The 15,545-nt window shown below is 66.4% G+C and carries 15 protein-coding genes and 1 other RNA gene; 12 read left to right on the top strand and 4 right to left on the bottom strand.

The genetic code is table 11. The features are described 5' to 3' along the window. Window positions 1–15: 15 nt before the first annotated feature. The 3 genes from ACLQ3J_RS16135 to hisN all read right to left on the bottom strand — a co-directional run bounded on the left by ACLQ3J_RS16135 (window position 16) and on the right by hisN (window position 3,547). The gene (locus ACLQ3J_RS16135; protein WP_169619713.1) at window positions 16–1,227 is read right to left on the bottom strand and encodes an acyl-CoA dehydrogenase family protein; all 1,212 of its coding nucleotides are present in this window, start codon (window positions 1,225–1,227) and stop codon (window positions 16–18) included. A gap of 28 nt (window positions 1,228–1,255) precedes the next feature. After that, window positions 1,256–2,647, bottom strand: coding sequence for an acyl-CoA dehydrogenase family protein (locus ACLQ3J_RS16130; RefSeq protein WP_169651718.1), 1,392 nt, complete (start codon window positions 2,645–2,647; stop codon window positions 1,256–1,258). 111 nt (window positions 2,648–2,758) lie between these two features. Next, window positions 2,759–3,547: a histidinol-phosphatase gene (gene hisN, locus ACLQ3J_RS16125; protein WP_169619711.1), complete on the bottom strand. Its 789-nt coding sequence runs from the start codon at window positions 3,545–3,547 to the stop codon at window positions 2,759–2,761. 32 nt (window positions 3,548–3,579) lie between these two features. Between hisN and prfB the strand changes: the two genes are divergently transcribed. The 9 genes from prfB to ssrA all read left to right on the top strand — a co-directional run bounded on the left by prfB (window position 3,580) and on the right by ssrA (window position 10,174). Continuing rightward, complete coding sequence (prfB, locus tag ACLQ3J_RS16120) at window positions 3,580–4,698, top strand: peptide chain release factor 2 (protein WP_169619710.1); 1,119 nt, start codon at window positions 3,580–3,582, stop codon at window positions 4,696–4,698. A 21-nt stretch (window positions 4,699–4,719) separates the two neighbouring features. Next, a complete protein-coding gene (locus tag ACLQ3J_RS16115; RefSeq protein WP_425903886.1) occupies window positions 4,720–5,604 on the top strand; it encodes a mechanosensitive ion channel family protein in 885 nt (294 codons plus the stop codon). Then, entirely contained in the window at window positions 5,601–6,068 is a 468-nt protein-coding gene (locus ACLQ3J_RS16110) for a hypothetical protein (RefSeq protein ID WP_425903885.1), read from the top strand. The genes ACLQ3J_RS16115 and ACLQ3J_RS16110 overlap by 4 nt, the downstream gene beginning before the upstream one ends. A 31-nt stretch (window positions 6,069–6,099) precedes the next feature. Further along, the gene (gene ftsE / locus ACLQ3J_RS16105; RefSeq protein WP_169619707.1) at window positions 6,100–6,789 is read left to right on the top strand and encodes a cell division ATP-binding protein FtsE; all 690 of its coding nucleotides are present in this window, start codon (window positions 6,100–6,102) and stop codon (window positions 6,787–6,789) included. 51 nt (window positions 6,790–6,840) lie between these two features. Continuing rightward, on the top strand, window positions 6,841–7,746 hold the full coding sequence (gene ftsX / locus ACLQ3J_RS16100) for a permease-like cell division protein FtsX (protein ID WP_296549426.1): 906 nt from the start codon (window positions 6,841–6,843) through the stop codon (window positions 7,744–7,746). Between the two features lie 69 nt (window positions 7,747–7,815). Further along, window positions 7,816–8,292 carry an SsrA-binding protein SmpB gene (smpB, locus tag ACLQ3J_RS16095; RefSeq protein WP_072699659.1) on the top strand — a complete coding sequence of 159 codons (477 nt, stop codon included), beginning with the start codon at window positions 7,816–7,818 and terminating at the stop codon, window positions 8,290–8,292. Further along, window positions 8,289–9,146, top strand: a complete 858-nt coding sequence (locus tag ACLQ3J_RS16090) for a DMT family transporter (protein WP_169651826.1) — start codon at window positions 8,289–8,291, stop codon at window positions 9,144–9,146. The genes smpB and ACLQ3J_RS16090 overlap by 4 nt, the downstream gene beginning before the upstream one ends. A gap of 121 nt (window positions 9,147–9,267) precedes the next feature. Continuing rightward, on the top strand, window positions 9,268–9,678 hold the full coding sequence (locus ACLQ3J_RS16085; RefSeq protein WP_169651721.1) for a TIGR03667 family PPOX class F420-dependent oxidoreductase: 411 nt from the start codon (window positions 9,268–9,270) through the stop codon (window positions 9,676–9,678). Between the two features lie 124 nt (window positions 9,679–9,802). Beyond that, window positions 9,803–10,174, top strand: a transfer-messenger RNA (tmRNA) gene (gene ssrA / locus ACLQ3J_RS16080). 61 nt (window positions 10,175–10,235) lie between these two features. Here ssrA and ACLQ3J_RS16075 read toward each other — a convergent pair. Then, window positions 10,236–10,709 carry an SRPBCC family protein gene (locus ACLQ3J_RS16075; protein ID WP_425903883.1) on the bottom strand — a complete coding sequence of 158 codons (474 nt, stop codon included), beginning with the start codon at window positions 10,707–10,709 and terminating at the stop codon, window positions 10,236–10,238. 160 nt (window positions 10,710–10,869) lie between these two features. Between ACLQ3J_RS16075 and ACLQ3J_RS16070 the strand changes: the two genes are divergently transcribed. From ACLQ3J_RS16070 to pgm, 3 genes are all read left to right on the top strand, one after another. Next, complete coding sequence (locus tag ACLQ3J_RS16070; protein WP_425903882.1) at window positions 10,870–12,207, top strand: DUF2254 domain-containing protein; 1,338 nt, start codon at window positions 10,870–10,872, stop codon at window positions 12,205–12,207. An 887-nt stretch (window positions 12,208–13,094) separates the two neighbouring features. Next, the gene (locus ACLQ3J_RS16065; RefSeq protein WP_169651723.1) at window positions 13,095–13,337 is read left to right on the top strand and encodes a DUF2630 family protein; all 243 of its coding nucleotides are present in this window, start codon (window positions 13,095–13,097) and stop codon (window positions 13,335–13,337) included. Between the two features lie 567 nt (window positions 13,338–13,904). Further along, window positions 13,905–15,533: a phosphoglucomutase (alpha-D-glucose-1,6-bisphosphate-dependent) gene (gene pgm / locus ACLQ3J_RS16060; RefSeq protein WP_425903881.1), complete on the top strand. Its 1,629-nt coding sequence runs from the start codon at window positions 13,905–13,907 to the stop codon at window positions 15,531–15,533. The last annotated feature ends 12 nt before the right edge of the window (window positions 15,534–15,545 follow it).

Here is a 15,545-nt window from a genome sequence, read left to right as displayed (position 1 = left end):
TGCTGTGCGGCCGGTCTACTTCAACTCGGCCGACGACTTTCCGAGTACGCGTCGCGCGACGATGAGCTGCTGGATCTGCTGGGTGCCTTCGAAGATGTCGAGAATCTTCGAGTCGCGTGACCACTTCTCGAGCAGCGGACGCTCCGAATACCCGTACGTGCCGGCCAGTTCGACCGCCTTGAGCGACACTGCCGTGCCGGTCCGGCCCGCCTTGGCCTTGGAGATCGACGCCTCGAGGGAATTGGGCTTCTTGTTGTCGGCCATCCACGTCGCCCGGAGGGCGAGCAGATACGCCGCTTCCCAATCTGCCTCGAGCGCCAGGAACTCGGCCGCCGCAGCGTGCTGATTGTTGGCGGGAACGTCGTACGACACCTCGACGCCGGCGTCCTTCAGGATCACCCGCAACTCCTCGAGCACCGCGCGGCCGAGACCGACGGCCATCCCGGCCACGATCGGACGGGTGTTGTCGAAGGTCTGCATGACCCCGGCGAAACCCTTTTCGGCATTCACCTCGGGTGAGCCGAGGATGTTGTCCTTGGGGATGCGGCAGTTGTCGAGCAGCAGGACGGCAGTGTCGGACGCCTTGATGCCGAGTTTGTGTTCGAGCCGGGCGACGCTGAGACCCGGTGCTTCCCGCGGCACGACGAACGACTTGATCGCGGCCCGGCCCTGGGACTTGTCCACGGTCGCCCACACGACGACGTGCGTCGAGCGCTCGCCCGCGGTGACGAAGATCTTCTCTCCGTTGAGAACCCACTCGTCGCCGTCGAGCACGGCGGTGGTGGTCACCGCTGCGGAGTCGGACCCGAATCCGGGCTCGGTGATCGCCATCGAGGCCCACACCTTGCCGAAACGCTCGAGTTGCTCATCGGTGGCGACGGCTGCGATGGCGGAGTTGCCCAGGCCCTGATAAGGGATCGACAACGTGAGGCCGACGTCGCCCCAGCAGGTTTCGATCACATTGAGGAGGCCGGCCATGTTGCCGCCGTTGAGATTTCCGGACGCTTCCGTCTTGGCCTTCGCGTCGCGTCCGAGGGTTGCACCCGCGGTGCCTTGACCCGAATCGTTGAGGCCCTCGACCATGGCCGCCATCGTGTCGAGCTCGACGGGGTATTCGTGCTCGGCGAGATCGTATTTGCGGGAGATCGGACGGAAGATCTGCGCGGCGACCTGGTGGGCCTGGTTCGCGGAAGCCTTGAGCTTCTTGGGAAGTTCGAGATTGATCATCACAGGTTCCTTGTTCGGATCGGGCCGCTCAGATGAGGACGACGCCTTCGGCGACACCGATGGCACGCAGGTCGCGGTACCAGCGCTCGACGGGATGTTCCTTCGTGAAACCGTGGCCACCGAGCAGCTGCACGCCGTCGAGGCCGATCTTCATGCCCTTGTCCGTCGCGAGCTTGCGGGCGAGCGCGGCCTCGCGGGCGAACGACAGGCCCTGCTCCGCGCGCGATGCGCCGCGCAGGGTCACCAGACGCATGCCGTCCAATTCGATCTTGATGTCGGCGACCATGAATGCGACGGCCTGACGATTGCTGACCGGTTCGCCGAACGCGTGCCGCTCGTTGACGTAGGGGATCACGTAGTCGAGCACCGCCTGGGAGGTGCCGAGTGCGAGCGACGCCCAGCCGAGGCGCGAGAGCCGCACGGCGTCGGCGTACTGCTCGGCGCGCACGTCCGGGTTCTCGTCGCCGAGCAGGGCGGACTGCGGAACCGCGACGTCCTCGAGCAGGAGACGTCCGAGTCCGGCGGCGCGCAGGCCCATGCTGGGGTCCGCCTCGATGACGACACCCTTGCTCTTCGCCTCCACGATGAAGAACGACGGCTTTCCGTCGAGTTCCGCTGCGACGATGAACAGTTCGGCGCTACCCGCGGCCGGTACGAGCGCCTTGACTCCGTTGAGGCGGTAACCGCTGGGGGAGCGGACCGCCTTGGTCTGCAGGGCGAACGGGTCGAACAGAGCACGCGGTTCCGCGACCACCACCGACGCCTGGGGGACGTCCTCGCTCGCGAATGCGGGAAGGTAGGTCTGCTGCTGCTCGTCGGTGCCCCACTGGGTCAGCGCGACGGCGACACCGCTCGGGGCGAGGATCGGAAGTGCGAGACCCATGTCGCCGTGCGCAAGCGCTTCGGCGACCAGGGAGTTGGTGACGACGCCGCGTTCGGTGGCGACACCGTCGAACGCCTCGGGGACATTGACCATGGTGATGCCGAGTTCGGCGGCGCGTGCGAGCAGGTCCGCGGGGGCGGCCGCGGCGGCGTCGGCGTCGTAGGCGGCCGGGCGGATGATCTCCGCGGCGAACTCGCGCACCGTTTCCGTGATCATCTGCTGATCGTCGGTGGGCGTGAGGTCGAAGAAATCGGCGTTCTTCGCTGTCGTCAGGCGCTGCGGCGAACTCCCGCCCGAGACCTTCTTGAAGGTGCGGGTCGCGGCGCCGAGTGTCTTGAAGCCGGTCTTCGTGGATTGGTACGTGACCCGGTCGATGGTCTGCCGGATGTTGTACCGATCGGCGAGTTCGGACCCGGTGATCCGCGTGAGAACGCGCATCGCGGCACCCATGGCGTCGCGTTTGAACGGGTTCAGACCCACGGCGGACGTGTCGCGAGGTGTGTTCCGGGGCACGCTGTCTTGCTTGCTCATGATCACCAGAGGTTTCTCGATGCGGGAGCGGACGGTGACCTATCTTACTTCTGAGTAAGGTCCGGTGTCTACTTTTCGGTAAGTTCTTTCCCGTTCCCGCATCGCCACCCGGTCACCTCACGGCCGCAGGCGCCCGACCACCTCGTCCTGCAGGTGCCCGTTCGTCGCGACCGCGCTGCCGCCGTGTGGTCCGTCGGCGCCCTCGAGATCGGTGAACCGGCCGCCGGCCTCGCGCACCAGTACGTCCAGTGCCGCAAGATCCCACAGCGACACCTCCGGCTCGAGCGCGATCTCGAGCGCGCCTTCCGCCAGCAGGCAATACGAGAAGAAGTCGCCGTAGGCGCGCACCCGCCACACATCGTCGGTGAGGCCGATGAACTGCTCGCGCACGCCCCGCTCCCGCCAGCCCGTCAGGCTCGAGAAACTCAGTGACGACGCCTCGAGTGCGCGTACCTGCGACACCGTGATGCGCCGAGGCTCTCCCGAGTCGTACGAGACGAAGGCGCCCGCACCCGCTGCCGCCCACCACCTCCGGTTCAGGGCCGGCGCGCTCACCACGCCGACCACGGGCACTCCGTCGTCGAGCAGAGAGATCAAGGTGGCCCACACCGGCACGCGCCGAACGAAGTTCTTGGTGCCGTCGATGGGATCGACGACCCACTGGCGGCCGGAGAACACCGCGTCGCCGCCGAACTCCTCGCCGAGCACCGCATCGCCGGGCCGCTCGGCTCCGAGAACCTCCCGCATCAGCCGTTCGACGGCGAGGTCGGCGTCCGACACCGGGGTCAGATCGGGCTTGTCGTCGACCTCGAGGTCGAGTGCGCCGAAGCGGTTGCGGGTGATCGCATCCGCTTCGTCGGCGAGGCGGAGAGCAAGGTCCAGATCTGCGGTGTAGTCGGTGGGCATGCAGCAAACGCTAGCGGCTACCCTTGAAAATCGTGCACCCCGATGTTTCTGCAGACCTGGCCGAGCTCGATACGACCCTCCGCACCGTGGAGTCCGTCCTCGATGTCGAGGAGTTGCGCCGCCGGATCGACGAACTCGAGCACCAGGCCGCGGATCCCGAGTTGTGGAACAACCAGGAGCACGCGCAGAAGGTGACCAGCGAGCTGTCCCACGCGCAGGGCGAGTTGCGGCGTGTCGAGAACTTGCGCGAGCGCCTCGACGATCTGCCCGTGCTCTACGAACTCGCCGAAGGCGAAGAAGGTGACGCCGCCGTCGCGGCACACGCCGACGCCGACGCCGAGCGTGCGAGCCTGCGTGTCGACATCCAGGCGATGGAGGTGCGCACGCTGCTGTCGGGCGAGTACGACCAGCGCGACGCCCTCGTCAACATCCGTGCGGGTGCCGGTGGCATCGACGCGGCGGACTGGGCCGAGATGCTCATGCGTATGTACGTCCGGTGGGCGGACAAGCACGGCTACGGCGTCGAGGTCTACGACACCTCGTACGCGGAGGAAGCAGGCATCAAGTCGGCGACCTTCGCCGTCAAGGCGCCGTATACCTACGGGACGCTCTCGGTCGAGATGGGAACGCACCGGCTCGTGCGCATCAGCCCGTTCGACAACCAGGGCCGTCGTCAGACGTCCTTCGCGGAGGTCGAGGTGCTTCCCGTGGTGGAGACCACCGACCACATCGAGGTCGACGAGAACGACGTCCGCGTCGACGTCTACCGCTCGTCCGGCCCGGGTGGCCAGTCGGTCAACACCACCGACTCCGCCGTGCGACTGACCCACATCCCGACCGGCATCGTCGTCACCTGCCAGAACGAGAAGTCGCAGTTGCAGAACAAGGTTGCCGCGATGCGCGTGCTGCAGGCCAAGCTGCTCGAGCGCAAGCGCAAGGAAGAGCGCGCCGAGATGGACGCGCTCAAGGGCGACGGCGGCAGCTCGTGGGGCAACCAGATGCGGTCGTACGTGCTGCACCCGTACCAGATGGTCAAGGACCTGCGCACCGAGTACGAGGTCAACAACCCGTCCGCTGTGCTCGACGGAGATATCGACGGTTTCCTCGAAGCCGGAATCCGCTGGCGGATGCGGGAGGAACAGAAGTCGTGAGTGGGGGCGAGAGGCGGTCGCATGGTGTTTCCCGGGAGTAGTCTTCTCGACTGGCTCTCGAGCAACGGGCTGCTGATCGTCCTGACCGTGCTGGGTGCGACCTTGATCGCCCGGTTCGTGTCGTGGGGCGGCGGGCGGATCACCCGGCGTATCGACGAGAGCTACGAGCAGTCCGACGACCTCGTCCGGTCGGAGGCCACCAAGCATCGCCACTCGATGGCGCAGGTCATCACGTGGATGCTGATCTCGTTCATCTACATCGTCGCGACGCTGAAGGTGTTCGACCATCTCGAATTGCCGCTCGGCACCCTGGTGGCGCCGGCGACCGTGATCGGTGCCGCGCTCGGTTTCGGTGCCCAGCGCATCGTCCAGGACATCCTCGCGGGATTCTTCATCATCACCGAACGGCAGTACGGGTTCGGCGACACCGTCCAGATCTCCGTGACCGGCGCCTCCGAGGACGCGGTGGGCACCGTCGAAGACGTGACGCTGCGAGTCACGCGCGTCCGGAGCACCGCCGGCGAAGTGATCATCGTGCCGAACGGGCAGATCAACAAGGCGGTCAACCTGTCGAAGGACTGGGCGCGGGCCGTGGTCGACGTACCCATTCCCGTCAGCGCCGACATCTCCGATGTCACCGACATCCTGCGAGAGGTGGGAGTCGCGGCCTACAACGACGCCCGCGTGCGCGAACTGCTTCTGGACGAACCGAGCGTGATGGGTGTCGAGAGCCTCGAGGTCGATCAGCTGAGCGTGCGGATGGTGGCGCGCACCCTCCCCGGCAAGCAATTCCAGGTGGGGCGCCTGCTGCGTGCACGGATCGCACGTGCTCTGCGAGTCCAGGGGATCACTGTGACACCGCAACTCGGTACCGCAAGCGTCGTCGAACGGTCGGAGGCCCCATGAGCGACGAGAAGCCGTTCTGGTCACGCATCCCGTCTCACCTGTTCGGTGGAAAGGTCCGCACCGCAACGCTCGGGCTGTGTGTGCTGTGGCTCGCGCTGTGGATGCTCTACCTGTTCCTCAACCAGCCCGACCAGCCTGCCGAAGTTCCCCCGTCGGCGGTGATCATCTCCGAGACGCCCTACGTTCCGTATGTGCCTCCGGCGTCGACCGCACCGACGGCGACGACACTGCCTCCGACGGCGACCACCTATCCGTCCGGGACCGGCACCCCGCCGTCCGTGACGACGACGGTGCCGCCGAACCCGGGCGTGCCGACCGCCACGAGGACCGAACCTGCTCCGCCGGCACCCACGACCGGCACGACCACCACGACCAGGCAGATGCCCTTCGATCTGCAGATTCCGGGACTCCCGAGCGTGGACGAGCAGAGCGACACCTCGGAGACCGGTGGGCCGGAGCAGTAGATCACCGTCCGGTAACGGCTAGCATGGCGTCGTGATCCGGCTGGAGAATGTGTCCAAGTCCTACAAGACGTCCACGCGTCCTGCCCTCGACAACGTGTCCGTCGAAGTGGAGAAGGGCGAGTTCGTGTTCCTCATCGGGCCGTCCGGCTCCGGTAAGTCGACGTTTCTGCGTCTGCTGCTGCGGGAGGACCGGCCGACGAGCGGAGAAATCCACGTCGCGGACTTCCACGTCAATCGGCTGTCCGGTCGCCGGGTGCCGAAACTGCGGCAGAACCTCGGCTGCGTCTTCCAGGACTTCCGGCTGCTGCAACGCAAGACCGTCGCCGAGAACATCTCCTTCGCTCTCGAGGTGATCGGCAAACCCCGCACGGTGATCGAGCGCACCGTCCCCGAGGTTCTCGACCTCGTCGGGCTCTCGGGTAAAGCCGACAGGCTTCCCGCGGAACTGTCCGGCGGCGAGCAACAGCGCGTCGCGATCGCGCGGGCGTTCGTCAACCGCCCGCTCGTACTGATGGCCGACGAGCCCACCGGCAACCTCGACCCGGAAACCAGCCAGGACATCATGCTGCTGCTCGAGCGCATCAACCGCACCGGCACCACGGTCCTGATGGCGACGCACGATCACCACATCGTCGACTCGATGCGGCGACGGGTCGTCGAACTCGATCTCGGGCGGCTCGTCCGCGATGAGGCACGCGGCGTGTACGGCGTCGGCCGCTAGCACCAGTCCCGCTCCCGCCTTCCACCCGGCAACCGAAGGATCCCCCACCCGATGCGTGCCAGTTTCCTGTTCAGCGAGGTCACCACCGGCCTGCGCCGAAACCTCACCATGACGATCGCGATGATCCTCACCACCGCGATCTCTCTCGCGTTGTTCGGAGCCGGCCTGCTGGTGGTCCAGATGGCGGGCAAGACGCAGCAGATCTTCCTCGACCGCGTGGAAGTGCAGGTGTTCCTCACCGAAGACGTCTCCTCACTCGACCCGGAGTGCGAGCAGGAGATCTGCAGCACGCTGCGCAGCGACATCGAGAACACCGACGACGTCGTCTCGGTGCAGTACCTCAGCCGCGACGACGCGGTGGCCGACGCGACGGATCGCGTGTTCGCGGACCAGCCCGAGCTCGCCGAACTCGTGAGCGCCGACAGCTTCCCCGCATCGTTCAAGATCAAGATGTCGGACCCGGACCGGTTCGCCATGATCCAGGACGAATTCGGGACGCGACCCGGAGTCGACAGCGTCCTCAACCAGCAGGACCTCGTCGAGCGGCTGTTCGGCGTGCTCGGCGGTATCCGCAACGCCGCCTTCGCCATCGCGACCATCCAGGCGATCGCGGCGGTGCTGCTCATCGCCAACATGGTGCAGATCGCGGCGTTCACCCGCCGGACCGAGGTGGGCATCATGCGGCTGGTCGGCGCGACCCGCTGGTACACCCAGCTGCCGTTCCTGCTCGAGGCCGTGGTCGCCGCGGTGGTCGGTGCCGCGCTGGCGATCGGGGGGCTCTTCGCAGCCAAGAGCATGTTCGTCGACGACATGCTTTCCGAGGTGTACGACGCGAACATCGTCGCCCGCATCACCGACAGCGACGTCCTGTTCATCGCGCCGTTCCTCGTTCTCGTCGGCGTGGGAATGGCGGCGTTGACCTCGTACGTGACCCTTCGCCTGTACGTGCGTGAATAACGAGTTGCCGCGGTTCCTATGCTGGACTGTGTTCTGTATCGACCGTTCGAGGACCGGAAGGGCCTGTAAGTGAAGGAAAAGGGCCGGAAGGTCATCGCGACCAACCGCAAGGCACGTCACAACTACGCCATCATCGACACCTTCGAGGCGGGGATCGCGCTCGTCGGGACCGAGGTGAAGAGCCTCCGGGAGGGCAAGGCATCGCTCGTCGATGCATTCGCCACCGTCGACGACGGTGAGGTGTGGCTGCGCGGATTGCACATCCCGGAATACGGGCACGGCACATGGACCAACCATGCTCCGCGCCGCACCCGCAAGCTGCTACTGCACCGCCGCGAAATCGACACCCTCGTCGGCAAGACCCGCGAGGGCAACCAGACTCTCGTGCCGCTGTCGATGTACTTCTCCGACGGCAAGGTCAAGGTCGAGCTCGCGCTCGCGCGCGGCAAGCAGGACTACGACAAGCGCCAGGATCTCGCGCGCCGGACCGCCGAACGCGAGGTGACCCGCGAACTGGGACGACGCGTGAAGGGTATGCGCCGCTGATCGCGGTCGCCCTCGCGCTGGTCGCGGCCCTCGCATACGGGCTCAGCGACTTCGCGGGTGGAGCATCGTCGCGTCGTGCCAGCGCCCTCGGCGTCATCGCCGTCACGTACCCGGTCTCGCTCGTAGTGTCACTCCTTGTCGCGCCGTTCGTCGGGGGAGGGCCGACGGCCGCGTCGCTCGGGTGGGGAGCGGTCTCGGGGATCGCCGGCGGCATCGCGATCTGGTGGTTCTATCTGGCGCTCGCCTCCGGACCGATGTCGGTAGTGTCCCCGCTCACCGCGATCCTTGTCGCGGGCATCCCTGTGCTCGTGGGCATTTCGCTCGGTGAACGTCCGGGACTGCTGTCGTATGTGGGCATCGTCATCGCGGTCGTCGCGGTGGCACTGGTCAGCCGCGAATCCGACGAGACCGTCGTCGGCAACGAACATCCCCGCTTCACCGTGAAGGTGGCGTGGCTGACGGTGGGGTCGGGCATCGCGTTCGCTTTGTCGTTCATCACGCTGGGCCAGATCGACGAAGGCACCGGGCTGTGGGGGCTCGTCGCCTCGCGTCTGACCGCGACACTCGTCGTGTGGTCCGTCATCGCGGTGGTCTGGCGCAAGGTGGTGTGGCCGACCCGGGACATGGTGCCGATCCTGCTCGGGATCGGTGCGCTCGACGTCCTCGCCAACGGTGCCCTCATCTTCGCCTACCAGCAGGGCATGTTGTCGCTCGTCAGTGTCGTCGCAGCCCTGTACCCCGCCGCGACGGTCCTCCTCGCGATGATCGTGCTGGGGGAACGCGTGGGCCGGCTCCGGCTGCTCGGCATGCTCGCGGCAGGTGTTGCGGTAGCGCTCATCAGTGTCGCGGCGTGAGTCTGCTCGAAGCCCGGCCGGAACCTGCGCGCCGACCGTAGCCTGAAGGTTGTTCGGGACAGCGACCTGCGAGCTCGTCTCTGCTTGCCGCGAGTCCGTGTGAGCTGCCGGGAGGCGACCGATGACCGATACTCTCGACCTGTCCGTCACCGTCGCGCGGAGGCTCGCCGACGAATCGGTGATCTGGCTGACCACGGTGGACGCGAAGTCCACGCCGGTGCCGACCCCCGTGTGGTTTCTGTGGAGGGATGGCAGCTTCCTGTTGTTCTCGCAGCCGGGCACACGCAAACTCGCAAACATCGCCGCCGATCCCCGCGTGGCGCTCAACCTCAACTCGGATGCCCACGGCGGCGACGTCGCGGTGTTCACGGGCCACGCCGTCCTCGACGCCGACGTTCCGGACGACGACTGGAACCGATACGTGGAGAAGTACGAGCAGCAGATGGCCTCCCTCGACTACACGCCCGCCCGCTTTCGCGACGACTACTCGGTGCCGGTCCGAGTGATTCCGGTCCGCGTCCGCCAGTGGTAGCGGATGCGGTGTGAGCAGGCTCATTCCCTCTCGTCGGCCCGCTGTGACAATGAGAATGACAACGGGCGGATTCGTCGCTACAGTGGGTAGTCCTGCGGGGTTACACGACCTCACGGGGACGTGCGGGGCTGAACGGTTTCGACTGCGTACGTTGAGCTAGGGGAAGCGTGTCGGTGCAGGCAAGAGACCACCGTAAGCGTCGCTGCAACCAATTAAGCGCCGAGACCACTCAGCGCGAGTACGCCCTCGCTGCCTAAGTAGCGATTGCGTCTCTGTCAGACCGGGTTTGCTCTCGACCCGGATCCTGGCATCGACTAGAGAGCTTTACCGTTCGGCTCGGTCGCGGAGTCGGATGGGACATCAAACAGCGACTGGGATCGTCATCTCGTCTTGTTCGCGGGAACGGGAGATCCAAGTAGAGACATAGCGAACTGCACACGGAGAAGCCCTGGCGAGGCGGCGGAGGACCCGGGTTCGATTCCCGGCAGCTCCACCGAACCCCGGGTGGGAGACCTTTCGAGGTCCCTCACCCGGGGTCCTTTTTTGGCGGGGGCCGACTAGCTCGCCAGCAGATCCGTCATCTTGTCGAGGCACTGCTCGAGCCCGGCCTTCGACAGGTCGCGTGCCTGTTCATCTGCGTATCCGAACTCTGTGACGGTCAGCAGTGTCCGGCCGTCGGTGCCCGGTGCGAAGGTGATGACGTGCCGCACGTCGTCCGGAACCCCGGGCGGGGATGCAACCCGCGTACCCGACGCATCGGTGAAGGCGAGGTCGAATTCGAGCAGACTGGTCGGCTCCATCCTGCGGTAGGTCCAGGTGTTGAACATGTCCTGTCCGCCGTACTCGGCCGGAGCGCGCATGCCGACAAGCGACGTGCCGCCGACCCGGAAGTCGAGGTCCGTGACCGGCACGGTGAAACCGTGAGGTCCCCACCACCTCTTGACGTGTTCCGGGTCCTGCCATGCGCGCCACACCTCCTCGGCGGGCGCGGTGAACGTGCGGGTGCTGACGACATCGAAGGAATCGGGCACGGTGCCCTCCTGTGGGGTGTATCGGACGCGGTCGTCGGGTATGACCTGCGGGTCGGGGAGAAGTCATCGGAACCGGTGGCTGCGAAAACCGAATACGTGTGACCGCCGACGTCGACGGATGTTCCGCCGACGGGTCGCTCGATGGATACAGTCGGCAGGCATGAGGACCGGTCCCGCTCCGCTGCCCCGCCTGCGCCTGGCGTCGGCCGTGTACGGATTCCGGGAAAGCCTGTTCGCGTTACCCGCGCTCATCGTCGTCGCAGGCGTGGTCGCCGCTGAGGTGACCGCGGTGCTCGACCGAACCGTCGAGGACGCGGACTCGGCACCGTGGACCGTGGACATGCAGACCAACGCGGCGACCTGGTTGCTCAGCACTGTCGCCGGCGCCACCATCACCACCGCGGGCGTGGTCTTCTCGCTGACGGTCGTGAGTCTGCAACTGGCGAGCAGTCAGTTCTCGCCTCGCGTCATGCGCTCGTTCATCCGGGATCGCTTCAGCCAGACCGTAATAGGCATGCTGGTCGCGACGTTCGTATTCTGCGTGCTCACCCTGCGGCACGTCGGTGGTGACGCCACGGCGCCTGCGCCGAGCATCGCGATGACGGTGTCACTTGTCCTGACCGTCGCGACGGTGATGCTGATCGTCGCGTATCTCGACCGGCTCGCGCACCGGCTACAGGTCGGCGAGGTGGTCCGCTCCATCAGCAACGAAGCCGACGTGGTGATCGAGGCGATGATCCGTGCGGCAGAACGGGAAGTCCCGGCCGGGCCGGTGCGGTTCGACGAGTCCGCAGACGACGTCACAGTGCTTGCCAATGCGGACGGGTGGGTCTCGCAGGCGCCGACCGAGTACATCCTCCACGCGATCCCGCCGTCGACGGTCGTGCGACTCGAGACGCGACCGGGCGCGTATATCCACCGCGGCGAAGTTCTCATGCGCATTCATCCCGCACCGCAGGACGCCGAACGTGTTCGCGCCCGCCTTCTCGCCACGGTCACGATCGGCGACGCCCGAACCATGCAGCAGGATTTCGACTTCGGACTGCGGCAACTCGTCGACATCGCGTTGCGCGCGCTCAGTCCCGCGATCAACGACCCCACGACGGCAATCGAGGTCGTCCTGCGACTGGGCAGTCTGCTGCGGATCGTCCTCGTCGCACCGGAGCAGGAAGTGTCGGTGTGTGGCCCCGACGGGCGCGTGCTCGTGCGACCGTGGCTGCTCTCGCCCGACGAATACATCGGGCATGCGTTCGACGAGATCCGCCGCACCAGCGCCGGCCAGGTGCACGTGATGCTGGCGCTGATCCGGGTGTTGCGGATGCTGGTCGAGCACGTCCGTGACGCGGGGCGGCCCGAGCATGTGCCCGCGCTCGAGCGGCAGATCCGGATGGTTCTCGAGACCGCTTCCGACCGCACCGACATTCACCCGGAGGATCGGGCGCTGCTCGAGGCCGTGGCCCGGTCCGCGGTCGATCCGGCCGAGCACCGTCTCGACTGATCGACCGGCTTTCGTCGGTAGGCACACCGCGCAATGGGCGCGGCTGATCTTGTGGGTAAGAACAGATTTCGACGCGACTGGTCGGTTGTCCGAGTGGCGCCGAGGACCGAACGGAGGTAGAAAGAATAGGTCTTCTCCGGCGTGATCGCCGGGAGACCCGGGTACAGCCAGTTGCCCGCCTGTCTGGGGTTCTCTCCCGGAGCGGGCTTACCCGTCCTCCTCGAGGCAGTTCTCCAGTCAGGCACACAGGTCGTATCGAGCTATTGCCCTGAAAGGACCACCCGGTCGAGATGAGTGATTCCACGTTTTCAGCTATCGGCACGTCGTCTGGTTCGTCCTCGGACCCTGTCCGCCATACCAGCCGAAGCGGATCGATGAGTACAGCAGAGATCAAAGCGCGCCTCGCGGTCATGTTCGGTGACGCCGACGAGGCCTCGTCCTCCGCAGAGGATGGGGATTCCCGATAAGTGCGTAGTGGATCGGGACGTCCGGTCGCCTCACGGCGAAAGGCATATCGCAGCTCCAGCCGAACGGAACTCTGCGACGGCAACGGGATTGAGCCCGGGGGACACGGTGCCGTCCCGATCCGCCCCGTTCAACACACTCCTGTCCCGGTGTATTCCGGGTACGCGGGTGTGATCCCGATCAACGGGGACCGGCGACATCGTGTGCCACCGCTGGTCTACTGCCACGAACACACCGGAAGGGCCCGGCATCGAGCGGGGCCCTTCCGCGCGCCGGCGACGAGTTACCGCCGCCGTTGTTCTCGCCTCCGCGGGCCTAGTGGACGCCGTGCATGGGTTGCGGACAGTGTTTCGCATACACGCCACCGGCTATGCCTTCGGTATGCACTGTTTCGACACGCGCTGTGTAGAAGGAGGCCGACGATGACAGAAGAAGATCTGTTCGGGCGAATCGAACAGCTGGTCCAGCGTGAGCAGGAGTTGCGCAGGCAATCAGGAAGCGACGGGGTCTCCGACGAGGACCGCGAGGAACTGCGCATGGTGGAGGAGCGCCTCGATCAGTGCTGGGATCTGCTACGGCAGCGGCGGGCAAGGGCGGAGTTCGGTGGCGACCCCGACGATGCGGAGCCGCGCCCGGTGGGAGAGGTCGAATCGTATCGGCAGTAGGCGCGATTGTTCGCCCCGAAGATATTGGGGCACCGGGGTTTACGGGACAGTGGCGCCGCAGGTGGCGATATGAGCCGACCGGTACCTCGGGTGAGCGGTGCTGCACCGAGATCAATCGAACGCGGGAGGGCTCGGCATTTCTGCCGAGCCCTCCCGTCCCTGCATGCGTGGTACGAGTTTCCGCTCTTCTTGCCGCCGCGAGCCTTGGCTTCGGTGGGTTGCGCCTGCGTGCCCTTGCTGCCGGCCTCCCTGGGGATCGGCACTTTCTTGTCGCCGAGGCTTGCGGTGCCGGCTTCACCTCCGCGATGGGCCAGTTCTTCGGTGTCCTCACGGTTGCCGAACTGTCCGGGTTGTTCGAATCAGCCATCGGTACTTCTCATTTCGGATGATCGTCGTGCAGTGCGAGAGCCCCCTCTCACGGCGTCTCGTCCGCTGCAGACCCGGCACGTGAGGGGCTGCACCCGTCGTTCGAATCGTGTTCTGTTCGCCCGCGATCAGGGGTGTACCTCGCGCATGCCCTGGCGCACACGGGCAAGATGAGACCTATACCGTCGACGAGGAGGTCACATGGCGCACGAACGAGCGGGGCAGCGGGCGACTGCGGAGGATCTGGAAGACCTCGCACACTTGGTCACCGCGTACTACACCGTGAAACCGGACCCGGAAGACCCACTGCAGCAGGTGGCATTCGGAACGTCCGGGCATCGCGGTTCGAGCCTCGCCGGTGCGTTCAACGAAGACCATATTCTCGCCACCACGCAGGCGATCGTCGAATACCGGGCGGGGCAGGGCACCGGGGGGCCGCTGTTCCTCGGCCGCGACACGCATGCACTGTCCGAACCGGCATGGGCTACCGCGCTCGAGGTGCTCGTCGCCAACGACGTCGAAGTCATCATCGATTCCCGCGATCGCTACACCCCGACGCCTGCGGTCAGCCATGCGATCCTGCGGCACAACGCAGGGGCAGGTCACCGTGCCGACGGGATCGTGGTGACCCCCTCCCACAACCCTCCGCGCGACGGCGGCTTCAAGTACAACCCGCCTTCGGGTGGTCCTGCCGACAGTGACGCGACCTCGGCGATCGCGGCACGCGCCAACGAACTGCTCGCCGCCGGACTCGCCGGTGTGAAAAGGGTTTCGCTGGCTTCCGCCCTGGGTGGGGCAGGGCGATACGACTTCCTCGCGACCTACATCGACGACCTGCCGAACGTCGTCGACCTCGGCGCGGTCCGCGCCGCAGGATTGCGCATCGGTGCCGACCCCATGGGTGGGGCGAGCGTCGACTACTGGGGTGAAATCGCCGAACGGCACGATCTGGACCTGACCGTCGTGAACCCCCTGGTCGACGGAACCTGGCGTTTCATGACACTCGACACCGACGGCAAGATCCGCATGGACTGCTCGTCGCCCAATGCGATGGCGTCCATGATCGAAGCCCGTCACGATTTCGACCTGGCGACCGGCAACGACGCCGACGCCGACCGGCACGGCATCGTCACTCCGGACGCCGGTCTGCTCAATCCGAACCACTACCTCGCGGTGGCCATCGACTACCTGTTCCGCAACCGGCCCGGGTGGTCTGCCGAAAGCAAGGTCGGTAAGACCCTGGTCAGCTCGTCGATGATCGACCGGGTCGCCTCGGGTCTCGGCCGGTCCCTGCTCGAGGTACCGGTCGGTTTCAAATGGTTCGTACCCGGCCTGCTCGACGGCTCGCTGGGTTTCGGAGGCGAGGAGAGCGCGGGTGCGTCGTTCCTCCGGCACGACGGCTCGGTCTGGACCACCGACAAGGACGGCATCGTCCTGGCTCTGCTCGCCGCCGAGATCACGGCCGTCGCGGGCAAGAGCCCCTCGCAGTACTACGGAGACCTCGCGGCCCGGTACGGCAGTCCGTCGTACGCCCGGGTCGACGCACCGGCGACGCGCGACCAGAAGGCGGTGCTCGCGAAACTGTCTCCCGACCAGGTCGACGCCACCGAACTCGCCGGCGAGCCGATCACCGCGACGCTCACCACCGCCCCGGGCAACGGGGCCCCTATCGGTGGCCTGAAGGTGACCACGGAGAACGCATGGTTCGCCGCCCGGCCCTCCGGGACCGAGGACGTGTACAAGATCTATGCGGAGTCCTTCCGGGGCCCGGAGCATCTCGCGGAGGTGCAGCAGGCGGCCCGGGACCTCGTGTCGTCGGTCCTGTCCTGATCGGTCCCGTCC

It is taken from the genome of Rhodococcus sp. DT1 (assembly GCF_049844875.1).
Lineage (GTDB): Bacteria > Actinomycetota > Actinomycetes > Mycobacteriales > Mycobacteriaceae > Rhodococcus.
The sequence above is the reverse complement of the archived record's forward strand: the minus strand, read 5'-3'. Positions and strand labels throughout refer to the sequence as shown.